Below are 19,157 nucleotides of genomic sequence, written 5' to 3' on the forward strand. Positions count from 1 at the left end.
CCGGCGTCTCCGCGGCTCCGCCCGGCGCGGATCCGCGGAGACGCGCCGGGTCAGTCGGGGAGGGGCACCCGCAGGGCGGCGTAGCGGCCGGCGGCTGCCGCGGCCAGGAAGTAGGCGCGCTCCTCGGGCCAGCCGCGGCCCATCGTCGACAGCGTCACCGGCGACAGCTGCAGCGCCTCGTCGAGGCCGTCGACGTCGACCCACACCACCCGGTTGCGCTCGGGCTGCCCGGCGAGGTCCTCCTCGACCTGCTGCCCGAGCTCCGAGCCGAGCCCGCGCGGCGCCACCAGCGTCACCCCGGCCAGCGCGACCCGGCCGAAGGCGGTCAGCGAGTGGTGGGAGACCCCGCGGTGGCGGGGGCGCGGGTCGGCGTCGGAGATCCGCAGCGCCCCGATCGGCTCCCCGCCCAGCACGCTCACGGCGTTGCAGGCCTCCCCGGCGGCCACCCCGGAGAAGCCCCAGGGGGTGCCGGTGCCCAGGTTGCCGGGGCCCTGGGTGACCACGGCGACGTCGGCGCCGAGCACGTGCTTCGCGGCGAGCAGCCCGGTGTGCAGGGTGACCGCCTCCAGGTCGCCGCCGAAGGCCTGCCCCACGGTGACCACGCCGGTCAGTGACGGCGCCAGGGTGTGCAGCGTGCGGGAGAAGCCGGCCACCAGCGCGCCGCCGTCGGTCATGACGTAGGCGACCTTGAGGTCGGGGTCGGTGGCGAACACGCCGATGAGCGCGGCCGGCAGCGCCGAGTGCAGGTCGGCGACGACGACCGGCATCCCGGCGAGGTCCTCGGCCTCGGCGATCGCGTCGTGGTGCTCGGTGTCCTGCTCGTCGACGCCCTGCACGCTCACCTGCAGCGGCGTGTACCGCGCCTTGACCAGGTGCCCGGGGCCGGTCGGGTCGGGCGGCAGCCGGTCGGGGACCGCGACGACGAGCGCGTAGCCGCCGGTGCCCAGCTTCTGCGCCCAGGCGGTGGTGTTGAGCAGCACGTCGTCGCCGACCTCGGGGACGCCGACCAGCGACGGGTGGGCCAGCGAGCGCACCTCACCGTCGCCGGGCACGTCCACCGTGAGCTCCAGCGCGTCCCGCCAGCTGCGCCCGGTCGCGGTCACCCGCCCGCGTCGCCAGCGGATGCGTTGCTGCGTCGTCCGTTGCTCCCCCACAGGGCGAGGCTAGCCACGGACCCGGGGGTCCGCGGCCCGGAAGGGTTGGCCCGGCCCCCGGCTGGCTAGCCTGTGGCGCGTGTCGGCGAAGCGGGCGGAACGACTGGTCAACCTGGTCATCGCGCTGCTGGGCACCCGCCAGTACGTGACGGCGGCCCGCATCCGCGCCACCGTGCCCGGCTACGAGCCCGACGACGGCACCGCCCGCGCCGACGAGGCCTTCAAGCGGATGTTCGAGCGTGACAAGGCCGAGCTGCGCGAGATGGGCGTGCCGCTGGAGACCGGCCGCACCAGCGTCTTCGACACCGAGGACGGCTACCGCATCGCCCGCGCCGACTACGAGCTGCCCGAGATCACGCTCACCGGCGAGGAGGCCGCGGCGGTGGGTCTGGCGCTGCGGCTGTGGGAGTCCGCCCAGCTGGCCGGCGCCGCGCAGAGCGCGCTGGTCAAGCTGCGCGCCGCCGGCGTCGACGTCGACCCCGGCCGCACGCTGCCGGTCCAGCCGCGGCTGGACAGCAACGAGCCGGCGTTCGAGCCCTGCTACGCCGCCGCCCGCGACCGGCGGGTGCTCACCTTCGACTACCGCCGGCCCGACGAGGACACCCCCGCGAGGCGCCGCGTGCAGCCGTGGGGCGTCGTCGCCTGGCACGGCCGCTGGTACCTCGTGGGCCTCGACCTCGACCGCCGGGCGCCGCGGGTGTTCCGGCTGTCCCGGGTGGTCGGCACCCCGAAGGCCACCGGCCCGGAGAACGCGTTCGAGCCGCCGCCGGACGTCGACCTCGCCGGCATCGTCGCCCGCCAGTCCGGCGGCGGGAGCGGGGGAGAGGAGCAGCTGGTCGTGGTGCGCGCCCGCCCGGGCACCGCCGTCGGCCTGCGCCGCTGGGCCACCCCACTGGGCGCAGGTCCCGACGGCGAGGACCGGCTGCAGCTGCGCACCACCGACACCGGCCGGCTGGCCGACCAGCTCGCCGCCCTGGGCGCCGACGTCGTCGTCGAGTCCCCGCAGGCGGTCCGCGACGCCGTCGTCGAGCGGCTGCGCCGGCTGGCCGGGATGGGAGCCCGCCCGTGACCACGCCCGCGACCAACGAGCGGATGACGCGGCTGCTGTCGCTCGTCCCCTACCTCACCGCCCGCCCCGACGGCGTGCCACTGCCGGAGGTGGCACGCGACTTCGGCGTGCCCGAGCGGCAGCTGCGGCGCGACCTCGAGCTGCTGTGGATGTGCGGCCTGCCCGGCTACGGGCCCGGCGACCTCATCGACCTGTCCTTCGAAGGCGACCGGGTGCGGGTCACCTTCACCGCCGGCATGGTCCGCCCGCTGCGGCTGACCACCGACGAGGCGGTGGCGCTCGTCGTCGCGCTGCGCACCCTGCTGGACCTGCCGGGCCTCGCCGAGCAGGAGGCGGTCAGCCGCGCGCTGGCCAAGGTGTCGGCCGCCGCCGGGCACGCCGCCGAGCGGGTCACCCCGGTGGCGGTGAGCGTCGACGCCCGCGAGCAGGCCCTCGCCGTCGTCCGGCAGGCGCTCGAGGGCCGGCGGGCGCTGCACCTGCACTACTACGTCCCCACCCGGGACGAGCGCACCGAGCGCACCGTGGACCCGATGCGGCTGCTGCTGGTCGACGGCCGCTGGTACCTGGAGGCGTGGTCGCGGGAGGTGGCCGGCGTCCGGCTGTTCCGCCTGGACCGCATCGACGACGTCGAGGTGCTCGACGAGCCCGCCGCCCCGCCGCCGCAGGCCGCGCCCCGCGACCTCGACCAGGGCCTCTACCAGCCGGCGCCCGGCTCGCCGGTGGTCCGGCTGCGGCTGGCCCGCACCGCCCGCTGGGTGGCCGAGTACTACCCGGTCGAGGACGTCCGCGAGGTCGACGACCCGCCCGGCGGCCTGCTGGTGACCCTGCGCACCGGCGACCCGGCCTGGGCGCGCCGGCTGGTCGCCTCCCTGGGCGGGGCGGCGACCGTCGACGAGCCGGCCGAGCTCGTCGAGGCGGTGGCCGCCGACGCGCGCGCCGCGCTCGCCCGCTACGGCGCCTGAACAGCGGGCGCCGGACCTGAGCCGCGCCCGGGCCGCGGGCGCCGGGCCCCGGCGCATAGGGTCGGCCCGTGCTGCTCTGGGTGGTCTGGATCGCCGTCGTCGTGCTGTCGCTGGTCGTGCTCGGCGCGATCCTGTTCGGCCTGCTGGGCGCCCGGCAGCGGCTGGTGCGCGAGCTGGAGGCCGCGGAGCGCGACGTGCGGCCCTTCCTCGAGCAGGCGCAGGCGACCGCCGCGAGGGCGGCCGCCGTGGCGGAGGAACGCCGCTCCAACGGTGGGTGAACGCCGCCGGTACGTCCGCTGCGCGCCCCGGGGACGAACACCCTCCGGCGTAGCATCGGCTCCGCCCCCGCGACCTGGAGGACGCATGAACCTCGGCCCGCTCGAGATCGGCCTGATCATCCTGGCCGTCCTGCTGCTGTTCGGCTACAAGAAGCTGCCCGACGCCTCGCGCTCGCTGGGCCGCTCGCTGCGCATCTTCAAGGGCGAGATGAAGGGCATGAAGGACGACGACCGCGCCCCCGGCGCGGCCCCCGCCGCCACCTCCGGCCCGGCCGCGCTCGACGCCGCCGACCGGGACCGCCGGGCGCAGCTGGAGGCCGAGGCGGCCGCCGCCGAGGCCCGCGCCGCCGAGCTGCGGGCGCGCGCCGCCCGGCCCGGCGTCGCCGATCCCCGCTGAGCGCCTCCCGGAGCAGCGACGTGGCCGGGCCCGCCGCACGCAGGGGACGCCGGCGCCGGCCGCCGCGGGACGCCGAGGCGACGATGTCCCTCGTCGCCCACCTCACCGAGCTCCGCAACCGGGTCGCCAAGGCGCTGCTGGCCCTGCTGGTCGCCACCGCGGTCGCGTTCTGGTGGTACGAGCACGGCCTCGGTGACTTCATCCGCGCGCCGTACTGCGGACTGCCCGACGAGCTGCGCTACGGCGGCAGCGTCGACGGCGGCTGCGGGCTGCTCATCACCGACGTGTTCGGCGGCGTCTTCATCCGGCTGAAGGTCAGCCTGCTCGCGGGCGCGGTGCTGTCGGCGCCGGTGTGGCTCTACCAGCTGTGGGCCTTCATCACCCCGGGGCTCAAGCGCAACGAGAAGCGCTACGGCGTCACGTTCGTGCTGGTGTCCTCGACGCTGTTCGCCCTCGGCGCGGTGCTCGCCTACGTGTCCCTGTCGGCGGGCCTGGAGCTGCTGCTGTCCCTCGCCGGCGACGGCGTGGTGATCGCGCTGACCGCGCAGGACTACATCGGCTTCGTGCTCTCGCTGCTGGTGGCCTTCGGCGTCAGCTTCGAGGTGCCGCTGGTGGCGGTGGCGCTCAACGCCGTCGGGGCGCTGTCCTACGACGTGCTGCGCCGCAGCCGCCGGTGGATCTTCTTCCTCACCATCGTGTTCGCCGCGTTCGTCACCCCGACGCAGGACCCGTTCACGATGCTGCTCATGGCCGGGCCGATGATCGTGCTGTTCGAGCTGGCCATCCAGATCGCCCGGGTGGTGGACCGGCGGCGGGCCAAGCGGGACGCCGCCGAGCACTTCCACGAGCTGTCCGACGACGAGGCCTCGCCGCTGGACGCCCGGCCCTCCGCCCTGGACCCCACGCCCTCGCGGCTCGACGGGGACCGCACGCCCACCCGCGGCTGAGGCCCGGGTGGACGTCGCCGTCCTGGTCAGCGCCGCCGCCGGCCGCGGGCGGGCCCGCACCGCCGCGGCCGCCGTCCTCGACGCGCTGCGCGCCGGCGGGGTGACCCCGCAGGTGCTCCCCGCCACCAGCCGGGAGGACGCCGAGCGGGCCGCCGCGCGCGCCGTGGCCGCGGGCACCGGTGCGGTGGTGGCCGTCGGCGGGGACGGCGCCGCGCACGCCGGGCTGCAGGCGGTGGCGGGCACCGGCACCCCGCTGGCCGTGGTCCCGGCCGGCACCGGCAACGACCTGGCGCTCGCCCTCGGCGTGCCACCCGAGCCGGTGGCCGCCGCCACCGCGGCCGCCGCCGACCTGCGGGAGGGGGCGCTGCGCCCCGTCGACGCCGGCCGCACCGCCGGGCGCTGGTGGGCCACCGTGCTGTGCTGCGGCTTCGACTCCGCCGTCACCGACCGGGCCAACCGGCTGCGCTGGCCGCGGGGGCCACGCCGCTACGACGTCGCCATCCTCGCCGAGCTGGCCCGGCTGCGGCCGCGCGCGGTGACGCTCACCCTCGACGGCGAGGCGCGGACGCTGCCGGTCACGCTGGTCGCCGTCGGCAACACCCCCTGGTACGGCGGGGGGATGCGGGTCTGCCCGGCCGCCGACCCCACCGACGGGCTGCTCGACGTCACCGTGGTCGGGCCGGTCACCCGCCGCGAGCTGGTGCGCACCCGGCCCCGGCTGACCGAGGGCACGCACGTGGCGCACCCGGCGGTCACGGTGCACCGCGCCGCCCGGGTGGAGCTCGCCGGCGCGGGGCTGACCACCTACGCCGACGGGGAGCCGGTGGCGGCGCTGCCGGTGGTCGCCGAGGCGGTGCCGGGCGCGCTGCGCGTGGTCGGTTCGGCCCGCACCTGAGCCCGCCGGGACGAGGCAGGACGGTGGCGACCCGACCGTACAACCGTTATCCCCAACTTAGCGGCGCCACCGGACGGTGGGCACCCGCCGCGGGGGAGGAGCACCGAAGGCACGACCTGAGCCCCGGCGCGGGAGCGCCTAACGTGGGTCGCATGTCCAGTCCCGCCGAGCGGTACGCGGCTGCCCGGCGGCGCAGCGCGCACCCCACCCTCGCCGACTTCACCGCCGAGCTCGGCTTCTCCCTCGACCCGTTCCAGGTCGAGGCGTGCGAGGCGCTCGACGAGGGCTCCGGCGTGCTGGTGTGCGCGCCCACCGGGGCCGGCAAGACCGTCGTCGGCGAGTTCGCGGTGCACAAGGCGCTGGCCGAGGGCCGCAAGGCCTTCTACACGACGCCGATCAAGGCGCTGTCGAACCAGAAGTACAACGACCTGGTCGACCGCTACGGCGAGGACCGGGTGGGCCTGCTCACCGGCGACAACGCCATCAACGGCGACGCCCCGGTGGTGGTGATGACCACCGAGGTGCTGCGCAACATGCTCTACGCCGAGTCCCCGGCGATCGCCGGCCTCGGCTACGTGGTCATGGACGAGGTGCACTACCTGGCCGACCGCTTCCGCGGCGCGGTGTGGGAGGAGGTGATCATCCACCTCCCGCCGTCGGTGACCCTGGTGTCGCTGTCGGCGACGGTCAGCAACGCCGAGGAGTTCGGCGACTGGCTGGTCACCGTCCGGGGGCACACGAGGGTGGTCGTCAGCGAGGTGCGCCCCATCCCGCTGTGGCAGCACATGCTCGTGGGCAGCCGGGTGTTCGACCTGTTCAGCCTGCGCCCGGCCGCGCACGCCGCCGAGCAGGGCGAGACGCCGCGCACGCTGTCCACCCGCGACCGCGGCGCCAGCGTCGTCGACCCCGAGCTCGTCCGGTACGTGCGCGAGCACGAGCGGCGCCTGGACAGCTGGGGCGGCGGCAACGGCGGCTCCCGCCGCGAGCGCGACTGGCACAAGCCGCGCTACCGCCCGCCGGCGCGGCCGGAGGTGGTCGAGCGGCTCGACCGCGCCGGGCTGCTGCCGGCGATCACCTTCATCTTCAGCCGCAACGGCTGCGACGCCGCGGTCGCCCAGTGCCTGCAGTCGGGCCTGCGGCTGACCGACGAGGCCGAGCGCGCCGAGATCGCCCGCATCGTCGACGAGCGCACCGGCAGCCTGCCCGAGGAGGACCTGCACGTCCTCGGCTTCTGGGAGTGGCGCGAGGGCCTGCTCGCCGGCATCGCGGCCCACCACGCCGGCCTGGTGCCGGCGTTCAAGGAGACCGTCGAGGAGTGCTTCGTCCGCGGCCTGGTGAAGGCCGTGTTCGCCACCGAGACGCTCGCGCTGGGCATCAACATGCCCGCCCGCACCGTGGTGCTCGAGCGGCTGGTCAAGTGGAACGGCGAGGCGCACGTCGACGTGACGCCGGGGGAGTACACCCAGCTCACCGGCCGCGCCGGCCGCCGGGGGATCGACGTCGAGGGGCACGCGGTCGTCGTCTGGGCGCCCGGCGTCGACCCCGCGGTCGTCGCCGGCCTCGCGAGCACCCGCACCTACCCGCTGCGCTCGAGTTTCCGGCCCAGCTACAACATGGCCGTCAACCTGGTCGGCTCCTTCGGCCGGGCGCGGGCCCGCGAGCTGCTCGCCTCCTCCTTCGCCCAGTTCCAGGCCGACCGGTCGGTGGTGGGGCTCGCGCGGCAGGCCGCCCGCTCGGAGCGGGACGCGGAGAGGTTCGCCGCGGAGATGTCCACCGAAGGCGGCGACGTGCTCGCCTACGCCCGGCTGCGCCGCGAGATCGCCGACCGGGAGAAGGAGCTCTCCCGCGACTCGGCGGCCAAGCGCCGGCTGGAGGCGGCCGACGCGCTCGGTGCGCTGCGGCCCGGCGACGTCATCCGGGTGCCCTCGGGACGGCGGCAGGGCCTGGCCGTCGTCCTCGACCCCGGCGTCACCGACCTGGCCGACCCGCGGCCGCTGGTCCTCACCGAGGACAAGTGGGCGGGCCGGCTGGCCAGCGTCGACTTCCCGACGCCGGTCACCGCGCTGGCCCGGGTGCGGGTGCCGAAGAACTTCAACCACCGCAGCCCGCACGCCCGCCGCGACCTCGCCGCCACGCTGCGCACCGCGCGGCTGGAGAACGACCTCGGCGCCCGCCGCACCAAGCAGCGCTCCGCCGCCGCCGACGACCCGGTGCTGCACGACCTGCGCCGCGCGGTGCGCAACCACCCGGTGCACGCGCTGCCCGACCGGGAGGAGCGGGTGCGCTTCGCCGAGCGGTACCTGCGCGCGGTCGCCGACGCCGAGGCCACCCACCGCACGATGGCCGAGCGCACCGGCTCGCTGACCCGCCAGTTCGACCGCACCTGCGACGTCCTCGAGGAGCTGGGCTACCTGGTGCCCGAGGCCGCGCCGCTCGTGCCCGCCGACACCGAGGAGCCCACCCCCGTCGACGACGTCCCGCGGGTCACCGAGGAGGGCCGCCGGCTGGCGCGGATCTGGTCCGAGGGCGACCTGCTCATCGCCGAGTGCCTGCGCGCCGGCGCCTGGCGCGGGCTCACCCCGCCCGAGCTGGCCGCGGTGGTGTCCACGCTGGTGTTCGAGGCGCGGCGGGAGACCCCCGGGCAGCCCGCGGTGCCGGCCGGCAAGGTCGCCGGCGCCATCGGCGAGATGCGCCGCATCCGCGCCCGCCTGCAGGACACCGAGCTCGACCACGGGCTGCCCGCCACCCGCGACCTCGACCTCGGGTTCGCCTGGGCGGCCTACCGCTGGGCCGACGGGCAGACCCTCGACCGGGTGCTCGCCGGCGCCGAGCAGGCCGGCACGGAGCTCTCCGGCGGCGACTTCGTCCGCTGGGCGCGGCAGCTCGTCGACGTGCTCGACCAGCTGGCCAAGGTGGCCGACGAGGCGGTGGCCGGGGTGGCCCGGGCGGCGGTGGGCCGGATCCGCCGCGGCGTGGTGGCCGTCGCTGTCAGCGGCTGACCCGACGCGGTCAGCCGCTGACCCGGTCGGGGCGCGCGCACGGCGCGGACGGGCCGCCGCCGGGGCGCGGTGGTGCACAATCGCCCCGCTCCCGTGACGCAGTGTCATGGGAACGGCCCCCGCCGGGGGCGAGGGATCGACCAGGAGCGACCATGACCAACCCACCGCAGGGTGGCCAGCCGGGCCAGTACGGGCAGCCGGGGCAGTACGGCGGCCAGCAGCCCGGCCAGCCGGGCCAGTACGGGCAGCCCGGCCAGTACGGCCAGCCGGGTGGGCAGTACGGGCAGCCGGGCCAGTACGGCGGGTACCCCCAGCAGGGCCAGCCGGGGCAAGGCCAGCCCGGCCAGTACGGCCAGCCGGGTGGGCAGCCGGGCCAGTACGGGCAGCCGGGGCAGTACGGCGGGCAGTACGGGCAGCAGCCCTACGGCCAGCAGTACGGGCAGCCCGGCCAGTACGGCCAGCCCGGCCCCTACGGGCAGCCCGGCGGGTTCGGCCAGCCGCCGGCGAAGAAGTCGCGCACCGGGCTGGTCATCGGCCTGGTCGCCCTCGCCGTCGTCGTCATCGCCGCGGCGATCATCCTGCCGCTCGTGCTCGGCAAGGACGTCCTCGACGCCGCCCGCGCCGAACAGGACATCGCCGAGCAGTTCACCGAGACCTTCGGCGTCGGCATCGAGGTCACCTGCGACCAGGAGATGGTCGTGGAGAACGGCGCCACCTACGAGTGCTCGGGCGTCACCGAGGACGACGAGGACGTGACGCTGCAGATCGCGATCACCGACGCCGACTCCGCCGCCTACACGTGGGACGTCACGTCCTGACCCGCTGAGGGCCGGCCGGCGGGCTCAGTCGAGGACGTCGGCCGGCCAGCCCAGGGCCGCGCCCAGCCGGCCCAGCGACGAGCGCAGCCCGTGCGCGTCGGCCAGCGACGCCAGCGCGGCCGGGTCGGCGGGCCGGGAGGGCAGCGACCCCTCGACCGCGGGCAGGTCGATGTCGCGGGCCACGGCCACCACCACGGGTGCCGCGTCGAGGTAGTCGGCGCCCGCGGCCAGCCGCTTGAGCACGGCCGCCGTCAGCGGCGCCTTCGCCACCACGGTGCGGGCCGCGGCCGCGCGGATGCCGGCCAGGTCGCCGAACTCGGTCACCAGCGCGGCCGCCGTCTTCGCGCCGATCCCGGCGACCCCGGGCAGCCCGTCGCTGGGGTCGCCGCGCAGCACCGCGAAGTCGGCGTAGGCCCGGCCCGGGATGCCGTACTTCGCCGTCACCGCCGCCTCGTCGACCACCTCGATGTCGGCGATGCCCCGGGCGGTGTAGAGCACCCGCACGCCGCGGGTGTCGTCGACGAGCTGGAACAGGTCGCGGTCCCCGGTGACGACGTCGACCGGCCCCCGGGCGCGGGTGGCCAGCGTGCCGATCACGTCGTCGGCCTCGTAGCCCGGCGCCCCGACCCGGGCGATCCCGGCGGCGGCCAGCACGTCGACGAGCACCGGCACCTGCGGGCCGAGCTCGTCGGGCGTCTCCTCCCCGCCGTCGGCGGACAGCCGGTGCGCCTTGTAGGACGGCAGGGCCTCCACGCGGAACGCCGGCCGCCAGTCGTCGTCCCAGCAGGCGACCAGCCGGGTGGGGGAGTGGGCGGTGAGCAGCCGGGCGGTCATGTCCAGGAACCCGCGGACGGCGTTGACCGGCCGCCCGTCGGGCGCGGTCACGCTGGTCGGGACGCCGTAGAACGCGCGGAAGTAGAGACTCGCGGCGTCGAGCAGCATCGTCGTCACGGCCGGGACGGTAACGGTCCGGGAAACCCCGTCCGGTCCTGCCGGTGCCCGGGGTTAGTGTCCCGGCGTGGGAGACAGCACGGGGGCCCTCGTCAGCATCGACCGCGTGCACGCCGCACGCGCCGTCGCCGAGGAGCTCGGCATCGACGTCGTGGTGCTCACCCCGGGGTCGGACCTGCGCTACCTGTCCGGCTACTCCGCCCACGCCATGGAGCGGCTGACGGCGCTCGTCGTGCCCCGCACCGGGGAGCCGCTGCTGGTGGTGCCGCGGCTGGAGGCGCCGATGGTCGACGCGTCGCCCGCCGGCGCGCTGGGGCTGGAGCTGCACGCCTGGGACGAGACCGACGACCCGTTCGCCGTCGTCGCCCGGGAGGTCACCGCCCGGCTGGGGACGGCGCCCACGCGGGTCGCCGTCGGCGCGCGCACCTGGGCCGAGCACGCCCTCGGGGTGCACCGGGCGCTGCCCGGCTCGGCGCTGGAGCTCGCGACGCCGGTGCTCGACCGGCTGCGCGTGGTCAAGACGCCGGCCGAGGTGGAGGAGCTCGCCGTCGCGGGCGCCGCCATCGACCGGGTGCACGCGCGGATGGGGGAGTGGCTGCGGGTGGGCCGCACCGAGGCCGAGGTGGGCGCCGACATCGCGGCGGCGATCCTCGCCGAGGGCCACGTGGGCGTCGACTTCACCATCGTCGGCTCGGGCCCCAACGGCGCGAGCCCGCACCACGAGCTCTCCGACCGGGTGGTGCAGGCCGGCGACGTCGTCGTCGTCGACATCGGCGGGGAGACCCCCACCGGCTACCGGTCGGACTGCACCCGCACCTACGCCGTCGGCGGCGAGCCCGACGCCGGGACCGCCGAGTGGTACGCCGTGTTGCAGGACGCGCAGGAGGCCGCCGTGGCCGCCGTCCACCCCGGGGTGACCGCCGAGCAGGTCGACGCCGTCGCCCGCGACCGGATCGCCGCCGCGGGCTGGGGCGAGCACTTCATCCACCGCACCGGGCACGGCATCGGCCTGGACACCCACGAGGCGCCCTACATCGTCGCGGGCAACGACCTGCCGCTGGAGGCCGGCATGGCGTTCTCCGTCGAGCCGGGCATCTACCTCGCCGGGCGCGCGGGCGCGCGCATCGAGGACATCGTGGTCTGCACCGACGAGGGCGTCCGCGTCCTGAACAACGGTCCCCGTGGGCTCGTCGTCCTCCCCGGCTGAGGCGGGCGGGGAGCCGGCCTCCGACGTCGACCGGAAGCTGCTCGCCGCCCTCGCCCGCGACGGGCGCGCCAGCTACACCGAGCTGGCCGAGCGGGTGGGCCTGTCGGTGTCCGCGGTGCACCAGCGCGTGCGCCGCCTGGAGCAGCGGGGGCTGATCACCGGCTACCGCGCCACCGTCGACGCGCGGCTGCTCGGGCGGGGGCTGACGGCGTTCGTGGCCATCACCCCGCTGGACCAGGCCCAGGCCGACGACGCCCCGGGGAAGCTGGTGCACCTCGACGCGATCGAGGCCTGCTACTCGGTGGCGGGGGTGGAGAGCTACCTGCTCAAGGTGCGGGTGGCCTCGCCGGAGGCGCTCGAGCAGCTGCTGCGCGACATCCGCACGACGGCGAACGTCAGCACCCGCACCACCGTCGTGCTCTCCACCTTCTACGAGGACCGCCCGCCGGTCTGAGACGCCGGCGCACGTCCGGGGGCGACGTCCCATCTCCCCACGACCGTTATCCCCAACTACCGCGTCAGCCGACGCTTGACGGAAAGCACAGTTGCCGGGGAAGGGGCGCGGCGGGTGGACACCGCCGTCGAACGTGTGTTCGCATGGACCCCGTGCGGTGGGAGGGGCAGCGGCTCGACGCCGAGGAGGGCGGCCTCCTCCCGGGGATGCCGAGCGCGCGGGGCCTGCTGCGCAGCGTCCAGGTGCCGGAGTTCCCCGGTGTGACGTTGCACGAGGTGCTGTCCCGGTCGGCGCTGAACAAGGTGCCCGACGGTTCGCGGGTGCCCTTCGGCTACACGATCAACCCGTACCGGGGCTGCCTCCACCAGTGTGTGTACTGCCTGGCCGGCGACACCCTGGTCCTGATGGCCGACGGCAGCCAGCGTCCCATCGCCGACCTCCGGGTGGGGGACCGCATCATCGGCACCGAGCGGCGCGGCACGTACCGCCATTACGTCGAGACCGAGGTGCTCGCGCACTGGAGCACGGTGAAGCCGGCACACCGCGTCACCCTCGGCGACGGGACCCAGATCGTCGCGAGCGGCGACCACCGCTTCCTCACCACGGGAGGCTGGGCCCACGTCGCGGACACGATGGCCGGTCGCCGGAACCTGAGCACCGACGACGTGCTCCTGGGCGTGGGTCGGTCGGACACCGCAGTGACCGTCGGCGCGGCCGTCAGGAGCGACGCGGACCTACGGGTCACCGGGCTCCGCGACCTGGGCGTCGAGATGCCCATGTTCGACATCACCACGGGCACCGGTGACTTCGTCGCCAACGGGGTCATCAGCCACAACTGCTTCGCTCGGAAGACGCACGAGTGGTTGGACCTGGACAGCGGCCGCGACTTCGACACCCAGATCGTCGTCAAGACCAACCTCGTCGAGGTGCTGCGCCGGGAGCTGGCCAAGCCGTCGTGGCGACGCGAGCACGTGGCCCTGGGTACCAACACCGACCCCTACCAGCGGGCCGAGGGCCGCTACCGACTCATGCCCGGCGTCATCCGGGCGCTCGCCGACTCGGGGACGCCGTTCTCGATCCTCACCAAGGGCACACTGGCCCGCCGCGACGTCCCGCTGCTGGCCTCCGCCGCCCGCGACGTGCCCGTCGGCTTCGGCGTCTCGCTGGCCATCTGGGACGACGACCTGCACGCGAGCCTCGAGCCCGGCGTCCCCTCGCCGCGCGCCCGGCTCGACCTGGTCCGCGCCGTCACCGACGCGGGACTGCCGTGCGGGGTGTTCCTCGCGCCGGTGCTGCCCGGGCTCACCGACCGGCTGGCCGACCTCGACGCCGCCCTCGGGGAGGTCGCCGCCGCCGGCGCCACCGGGGTGACGGTCGTGCCGCTGCACCTGCGCCCCGGCGCCCGCGAGTGGTTCTCCGCCTGGCTGGCCCGCGAGCACCCCGCCCTCGTCCCGCGCTACCGGCAGCTCTACCGCGGCGGCGCTTACGTGCCCGCGGAGTACCGGGCGTGGCTGGCCCGGCGCGTGGCGCCGCTGCTGCGCCGGCACGGCCTCGACGGGCACCCCGGCGGCCAGGCGCGCGGCGTGCCGGGCGAGGCGCCGTCGGGGGTGCCCGGCGACGACGAGGCGGGCTTCCCGGCGGGCAGCCTGCCCGCCGTGCGTCCCGCGGCGCCCGCTCCCGCCCGGCGGGGGAGGGGACGGGCGGCCGTGCGCGACGACGCCGTCCCGGGGCAGCTCGCCCTGATCTGAGGCCGGGCGCGGCTCAGCGCCCGGGCGCCGGCGGGGCGGCGGCCTTGTTGGCCCGCGCGGCCCGCTCGGCGCGCACCGCGCCGCGGGCGGCGACCGGCTCGGCGCCGCCGGCCAGCGCGAGGCGGCGGAAGGAGTCGTAGGACAGCGTCTCGTAGACGGCGGCCAGCGCGTCGGCCCGCGCCCGCCCGCCGCCCGTCGTCGTCCCGCGCAGGTGCAGCGCGGTGCGGACGGCGTGCTTGGCGAAGGTCACCTGCAGCGCCTGGCTGGACAGCCGGCCGCCCACCTCGGAGGAGAAGCCGGGGCCGCGGCGCAGCGCCGGCAGCACCCACGGGCTGCGCTCCAGGGCCGGGAACCGGTTGCGGACGTCCTCCCAGGCGTGCCAGGCCCGCAGCGCGCCGGGCACCGACCACTCGCCGTCCTCGGTGCGCACCAGCAGCCGGCGGGCGGTCGGGTGCACCTGCTCGCGGCGCAGGTCGCGGAAGGTGCCCACCGGGGCCGGCCAGTGCAGGGCGATCGCGCACCAGACGACCGTGCGCAGGTGCTCGGGCTGCTCGCTGCGCACCTCGCACAGGGGCCTCAGGTCGAGCGTGCGGGGATCGGGCTCCGGCGTCGGCGGGGTGGGCAGGGGGACGCCGCCGTAGCGGGCCACCTTGCTGTACAGCGTGACGGTCGCGGGCTTCCACCCGCGCGCCGCGGCCACGTCGTCCATGCCGCCGGTGGCAAGCTCCTCCGGGCCCAGTCCCAGCTCCAGGGCGGCGTCGACCAGTCGGCGCCACTGGACGGCGTAGCCCTCGGGAGGCACCAGCCGCTGCCAGGCGCGGGCCGCCGGGACCGACGGCATCTCCGGGAGCGGGCCCTGCCAGGTGCGGCTCACGAGTCCCATCCTACGCCGTTATGCCCAACAAATGTGCACCACCTCAGGTGGTGGGACCGCAGGCGGCGCCTCCGGCGCCGGAAGCAGTGACCCCGCCGGGGAGCAGACGCGACCGGGCCCGGGAAGGATGTCCCGGTGCGCACGGTCGGGGTCGAGGAGGAGCTGCTGGTCGTCGACCCGTCGGGCACGCCGGTGCCCCGCGGCCCGGAGGCGCTCGCGGTGGCCTCCCGCCGGGGGGAGGGGGAGACGCCCGAGGAGCACGAGCGCGACGACGGCGCGGGGGAGCGGCCCGGCCACCTGGTGCCCGAGCTCAAGCAGGAGCAGGTGGAGCTCGGCACCCGGGTGTGCACCGGCCTCGACGAGGTGACGCGGGAGCTGCGGTTCTGGCGGGGCCGGGCCGACGCGGCGGCGCGCGCGGTGGGCGCCCGGGTGGCGGCGCTGGCGAGCTCGCCGGTCGCCGTGGACCCCGAGCCGACGCCCGGGGCGCGCTACGCCGAGATGGAGGAACGCTTCGGGCTGATCGCCACCGACCAGCTCACCTGCGGCTGCCACGTGCACGTGTCGGTCGACGGCGACGAGGAGGGCGTGGCCGTCCTCGACCGGATCCGGGTCTGGCTGCCGGTGCTGACGGCGCTGACCGCCAACTCCCCGTTCTGGCTGGGGCGCGACAGCGGCTACGCCAGCTACCGCTCGCAGGCCTGGGACCGCTGGCCCTCCTCGGGCCCCACGGAGGTGTTCGGCGACGCCGCCACCTACGCCCGGGTGGTCGACGACCTCGTGGCCACCCGGACGATCGTCGACGCCGGCCAGGTCTACTTCGCCGCCCGCCTCTCCCGAAGCTGGCCCACGGTGGAGGTGCGGGTCGCCGACGTGGCGCTGCGGGTGGAGGACGCCGTCACGCACGCCGGGCTGGTGCGTGCGCTGGTGGACACCGCGGCGCGCGAGTGGCGGGAGGGCCGGCCGGCCCCGGCGGTGCGCGGCGAGGTGCTGCGGGTGGCGGCCTGGCGCGCCGGCCGCTCGGGGACCGGCGGGGAGCTCGTCCACCCGCTCACCGGGCGTCCGGAGCCCGCGGCGGACGTCGTCGCGGCGCTGCTGGCGCACGTGGGCCCGGCGCTGGACGCCTCCGGGGACCGGCGGCGGGTCGAGGACGGCGTGCGGGCCGTGCTGGACCGCGGCACCGGCGCGGACCTGCAGCGCCGGGTGTACCGGGAGACCGGGGACCTGGCGGCGGTGGTGCGGGCGGCGGCGGACCTCACCGTCGTCCGCTGACCCCCCAGGTGGTGGGCAGGTGGCGCCCAGGCGCGCCGGTTATCGTCCCGCCATGTACACCGCGAGCTGGCGTGACGTCGTCCGGCGCGACCTGTTCGGCCCCCGGCCGGAGCGCGGCGACTGGCCCTACCGGCTGGTCGTCCGCGTCACCCTGGTCATCTTCCGGCTGCTGCGACTGCGCTTCGACGTCCGGGGGTCGGAGCACGTGCCGGCGTCCGGCGGCGCGGTGATCTGCAGCAACCACGTCAGCTACCTCGACTTCACCTTCCTCGGCCTCGGCGCGCTGCCGCGGCACCGGCTGGTGCGCTTCATGGCCAAGGCGTCGGTGTTCGGCCACTGGTTCGCCGGGCCGTTCATGCGGGCGATGCGGCACATCCCGGTCGACCGCAAGGCCGGCGCCGCGGCCTTCGACGCCGCCGTCCGGGCGCTCAAGGACGGCCAGGTGGTCGGCGTGTTCCCCGAGGCCACGATCAGCCAGAGCTTCACCGTCAAGGAGCTCAAGGCCGGTGCCGCCCGCATGGCCATCGACGCGCAGGTGCCGATCCTCCCGGCCGCGGTGTGGGGCGGGCACCGGGTGGCCACCAAGAAGCGGCCGGTCGACCTCACCCGCGGCCGCGCGGTGACCGTCGTGTTCGGCGATCCGATCGTGCCCGAGCCCGGCGAGACGCCGCCGGCGCTGCTGGCCCGCACGAAGGTCGCCATGGAGGCGCTGCTGGACGAGGCGCAGCGCACCTACCCGCAGCAGCCCGAGGGGCCCGGCGACACGTGGTGGGTGCCGGCGCACCTGGGCGGCACCGCCCCCACGCCGCAGGAGGCCGCCCAGCGCGACAGCGCCGACGCCGCGGGCGCCCGGGTGCGGGCGCGCACGTCGCGCCGGGCGCGGCTGCGGGCCCGCCTCTCCGGGCGGCGCCGTCCGCCGACGGCCGCCGCCTGAGCGGCGGCTACTCGACCACCGGCGGGGCCATGAGCCGGAACGCCTCGAGCTCGACGTCGTACCAGCGGCGCATCCGGCCCAGCGGCTCCATGCCGAGCCGGCGGCACACCGCCAGCGACGGCTCGTTGCCGGGCCGGACGACGGCGTAGACCTCCGGCAGCCCGGCGCCGAAGGCCCGTTCGACGACGGCGCGCGCGGCCTCTGTGGCGTAGCCGCGGCCCCAGCAGTCGGGGTGCAGGTGCCAGCCGACCTCCACCTCGCCGACGCCGTCGGGCAGCGGCTTGAGCAGCACCGTGCCGGCCACGACCGGCGGATCGGCGCGCACCTCCACCGCCCAGCACCCGAAGCGCGGGTCGGCGCGGCTGACCTCCGCCCATCGGGCGACGAGCTCCACCGGCCCCACCGACGGGCTGCCGCCGAGCCACCGGGTGACCTCGGGCCGGCCGTAGATGTCGGTGAGCCGGGCCAGGTCGTCGCGGCGGGTGGTCCAGGCACGCAGCCGCAGGCGCGGGGTGAGCAGCTCCCCGTCCGGCACCGCTCCTGCCTACCGCCGCGGTCGGCCCGCGGCCACCCGGGAGCGGGCCGGGGGGAGGCCGGCCGGAGGCCGTTGCCATGCTGCTGCCGTGGACCTGCTGATCACCGACGTCACCGTCGGCGACCGCCCCGGCCGCGCGGTGGCCGTCGCCGACGGCGCGATCGCCTGGCTCGGCGACGCGGGCGACGCGCCGCGGGCCGGCCGCACGGTCGCGGGGGACGGCGCGCTGCTGACCCCGGCGTTCGTCGACGCGCACGTGCACGCGACGGCGACGGGCCTGGCGCTGACCGGTCTCGACCTCCACTCGAGGTCGAGCGTCGCCGAGGCGGTGGACGCCGTCGCCGCCGCGCACCGCACCGCTCCGGCCGGGGTGCTGCTGGGCACCGGGTGGGACGAGACCGGCTGGCCGGAGGGCCGGGGGCTCACGCGCGCCGACCTGGACGCCGTCGTCGGGGACCGCCCGGTCTACCTGGCGCGGGTCGACGTCCACTCGGCGACCGTCTCCACGGCGCTGCTCGACCGGGTGCCCGGGATCCGCGAGCTGCCCGGGTTCTCCGCCGACGGGCAGCTGCGCCTCGACGCCCACCACGCCGCCCGGCAGGCCGCCTACGGGGCGGTCACGGCGGCGCAGCGGGAGGTCGCGCAGGCCGCCACCCTGGACGCGGCCTCCCGCCTGGGCATCGGCACGGTGCACGAGATGGCCGGGCCCGAGGTGTCCGGCGCCGACGACCTGCGCGCGCTGCTGGCGCTGGCCGCCGGGCGGCCCGGTCCCCGGGTGCTCGGCTACTGGGGGGAACTCGCCGAGCGGGGCGGGCTGGACCTGGTGCGCGAGCTCGGGCTGGCCGGCGCCGGCGGGGACCTGTTCTGCGACGGCGCCCTCGGCTCGCACACCGCCGCCCTGTCGGCGCCCTACCGCGACCGGCCCGACACGACCGGGGTCCTGCGCTTCGAGACCGCGCAGCTGGTCGACCACGTGCGCGCCTGCACCGCCGCCGGCGTCCAGGCCGGGTTCCACGTCATCGGCGACGCCGCCGTCGACCAGGTGCTCGACGCCGTCGGCGCGGTCGTCGACGAGCTCGGCCTCGCCACCGTGCGGGCCTGCCGGCACCGCCTGGAGCACGTGGAGATGACCTCACCCGAGGCGGTCGAGCGGATGCGCGCCTGGGGGATGGTGGCCAGCGTGCAGCCGGCCTTCGACGCCGCGTGGGGCGGGGACGCCGGGATGTACGCCGAGCGCCTCGGCGTCGAGCGGGCGCTGGGCACCAACCCGTTCGCCGACCTCGCCGACGCCGGGGTGGCCCTGGCGCTGGGCAGCGACGCCCCGGTGACGCCGATGGACCCGTGGGGCGGGGTGCACGCCGCCGTCGACCACCACGAGCGCGCCTCGGGCCTGCGCCCGTTCGACGCCTTCGACGCGGCCACCCACGGCGGCTGGCACGCCGTCCGGGCCGAGCACCCGGCCGGTCCGCTGGCGGTCGGCGCCCCGGCCGACCTCGCCCTGTGGGCCACCGAGGGCACCCTCTCCGCCGTGCTGGCCGGGCGCGCCCGCCCCCGCTGCTCCGGCCTGGTGGTGGCCGGGCGGGTGCCGCCGCTGTAACGGGGCGACGCCCGCGCGGGTGCGGTCGCCGCACCGGCGGGGGACACCGCAGGCGGGGCGGCCGGTCCC

The 19,157-nt window shown here is 76.8% G+C and carries 18 protein-coding genes; 14 read left to right on the top strand and 4 right to left on the bottom strand.

Annotated elements, in window-relative coordinates:
* Positions 1-50 precede the first annotated feature (50 nt).
* Positions 51-1,103, bottom strand: coding sequence for a DUF3866 family protein (locus ACI79X_RS14800; protein WP_457026172.1), 1,053 nt, complete (start codon positions 1,101-1,103; stop codon positions 51-53).
* A 130-nt stretch (positions 1,104-1,233) separates the two neighbouring features.
* On the opposite strand from ACI79X_RS14800, the gene ACI79X_RS14805 reads away from it, so the two are divergent.
* The 8 genes from ACI79X_RS14805 to ACI79X_RS14840 all read left to right on the top strand — a co-directional run bounded on the left by ACI79X_RS14805 (position 1,234) and on the right by ACI79X_RS14840 (position 9,519).
* Entirely contained in the window at positions 1,234-2,223 is a 990-nt protein-coding gene (locus tag ACI79X_RS14805; RefSeq protein ID WP_457026173.1) for a helix-turn-helix transcriptional regulator, read from the top strand.
* A complete protein-coding gene (locus ACI79X_RS14810; RefSeq protein WP_457026174.1) occupies positions 2,220-3,185 on the top strand; it encodes a helix-turn-helix transcriptional regulator in 966 nt (321 codons plus the stop codon). Before ACI79X_RS14805 ends, ACI79X_RS14810 begins: the two co-directional genes overlap by 4 nt.
* Before the next feature lie 68 nt (positions 3,186-3,253).
* Entirely contained in the window at positions 3,254-3,463 is a 210-nt protein-coding gene (locus tag ACI79X_RS14815) for a hypothetical protein (RefSeq protein WP_457026175.1), read from the top strand.
* 85 nt (positions 3,464-3,548) lie between these two features.
* Positions 3,549-3,860, top strand: a complete 312-nt coding sequence (tatA, locus tag ACI79X_RS14820; protein WP_457026176.1) for a Sec-independent protein translocase subunit TatA — start codon at positions 3,549-3,551, stop codon at positions 3,858-3,860.
* Between the two features lie 83 nt (positions 3,861-3,943).
* Positions 3,944-4,807, top strand: coding sequence for a twin-arginine translocase subunit TatC (gene tatC, locus ACI79X_RS14825; protein WP_457026177.1), 864 nt, complete (start codon positions 3,944-3,946; stop codon positions 4,805-4,807).
* A 7-nt stretch (positions 4,808-4,814) separates the two neighbouring features.
* Entirely contained in the window at positions 4,815-5,702 is an 888-nt protein-coding gene (locus ACI79X_RS14830; protein WP_457026178.1) for a diacylglycerol/lipid kinase family protein, read from the top strand.
* Positions 5,703-5,854: 152 nt separating this feature from the next.
* Positions 5,855-8,701, top strand: coding sequence for a DEAD/DEAH box helicase (locus tag ACI79X_RS14835; RefSeq protein WP_457026179.1), 2,847 nt, complete (start codon positions 5,855-5,857; stop codon positions 8,699-8,701).
* 152 nt (positions 8,702-8,853) lie between these two features.
* Positions 8,854-9,519, top strand: coding sequence for a DUF4333 domain-containing protein (locus tag ACI79X_RS14840; RefSeq protein ID WP_457026180.1), 666 nt, complete (start codon positions 8,854-8,856; stop codon positions 9,517-9,519).
* Positions 9,520-9,543: 24 nt separating this feature from the next.
* On the opposite strand, the gene ACI79X_RS14845 is transcribed toward ACI79X_RS14840, so the two are convergent.
* Positions 9,544-10,461 (bottom strand): 5'-3' exonuclease, encoded by a 918-nt coding sequence (locus tag ACI79X_RS14845; protein WP_457026229.1) that lies wholly within the window; start codon positions 10,459-10,461, stop codon positions 9,544-9,546.
* 76 nt (positions 10,462-10,537) lie between these two features.
* On the opposite strand from ACI79X_RS14845, the gene ACI79X_RS14850 reads away from it, so the two are divergent.
* From ACI79X_RS14850 to ACI79X_RS14860, 3 genes are all read left to right on the top strand, one after another.
* On the top strand, positions 10,538-11,677 hold the full coding sequence (locus tag ACI79X_RS14850; RefSeq protein ID WP_457026181.1) for a M24 family metallopeptidase: 1,140 nt from the start codon (positions 10,538-10,540) through the stop codon (positions 11,675-11,677).
* Positions 11,652-12,131: an Lrp/AsnC family transcriptional regulator gene (locus ACI79X_RS14855; RefSeq protein ID WP_457026182.1), complete on the top strand. Its 480-nt coding sequence runs from the start codon at positions 11,652-11,654 to the stop codon at positions 12,129-12,131. Before ACI79X_RS14850 ends, ACI79X_RS14855 begins: the two co-directional genes overlap by 26 nt.
* Positions 12,132-12,274: 143 nt before the next feature.
* Complete coding sequence (locus tag ACI79X_RS14860) at positions 12,275-13,879, top strand: Rv2578c family radical SAM protein (RefSeq protein WP_457026183.1); 1,605 nt, start codon at positions 12,275-12,277, stop codon at positions 13,877-13,879.
* Positions 13,880-13,892: 13 nt separating this feature from the next.
* Here ACI79X_RS14860 and ACI79X_RS14865 read toward each other — a convergent pair whose 3' ends face one another.
* Entirely contained in the window at positions 13,893-14,753 is an 861-nt protein-coding gene (locus ACI79X_RS14865; RefSeq protein ID WP_457026184.1) for a hypothetical protein, read from the bottom strand.
* A gap of 135 nt (positions 14,754-14,888) precedes the next feature.
* Here ACI79X_RS14865 and ACI79X_RS14870 point away from each other — a divergent pair, with 135 nt between their 5' ends.
* Both ACI79X_RS14870 and ACI79X_RS14875 read left to right on the top strand, forming a co-directional pair.
* Positions 14,889-16,022, top strand: a complete 1,134-nt coding sequence (locus ACI79X_RS14870; protein WP_457026185.1) for a carboxylate-amine ligase — start codon at positions 14,889-14,891, stop codon at positions 16,020-16,022.
* 52 nt (positions 16,023-16,074) lie between these two features.
* The gene (locus ACI79X_RS14875; protein ID WP_457026186.1) at positions 16,075-16,956 is read left to right on the top strand and encodes a lysophospholipid acyltransferase family protein; all 882 of its coding nucleotides are present in this window, start codon (positions 16,075-16,077) and stop codon (positions 16,954-16,956) included.
* A 7-nt stretch (positions 16,957-16,963) separates the two neighbouring features.
* Here the strand turns inward: ACI79X_RS14875 and ACI79X_RS14880 are convergent, their stop codons facing one another.
* On the bottom strand, positions 16,964-17,491 hold the full coding sequence (locus ACI79X_RS14880; protein ID WP_457026187.1) for a GNAT family N-acetyltransferase: 528 nt from the start codon (positions 17,489-17,491) through the stop codon (positions 16,964-16,966).
* Positions 17,492-17,579: 88 nt separating this feature from the next.
* On the opposite strand from ACI79X_RS14880, the gene ACI79X_RS14885 reads away from it, so the two are divergent.
* On the top strand, positions 17,580-19,088 hold the full coding sequence (locus ACI79X_RS14885) for an amidohydrolase (protein ID WP_457026188.1): 1,509 nt from the start codon (positions 17,580-17,582) through the stop codon (positions 19,086-19,088).
* Positions 19,089-19,157 lie beyond the last annotated feature (69 nt).

The sequence above is a fragment of the Geodermatophilus sp. SYSU D01119 genome (assembly GCF_054049975.1).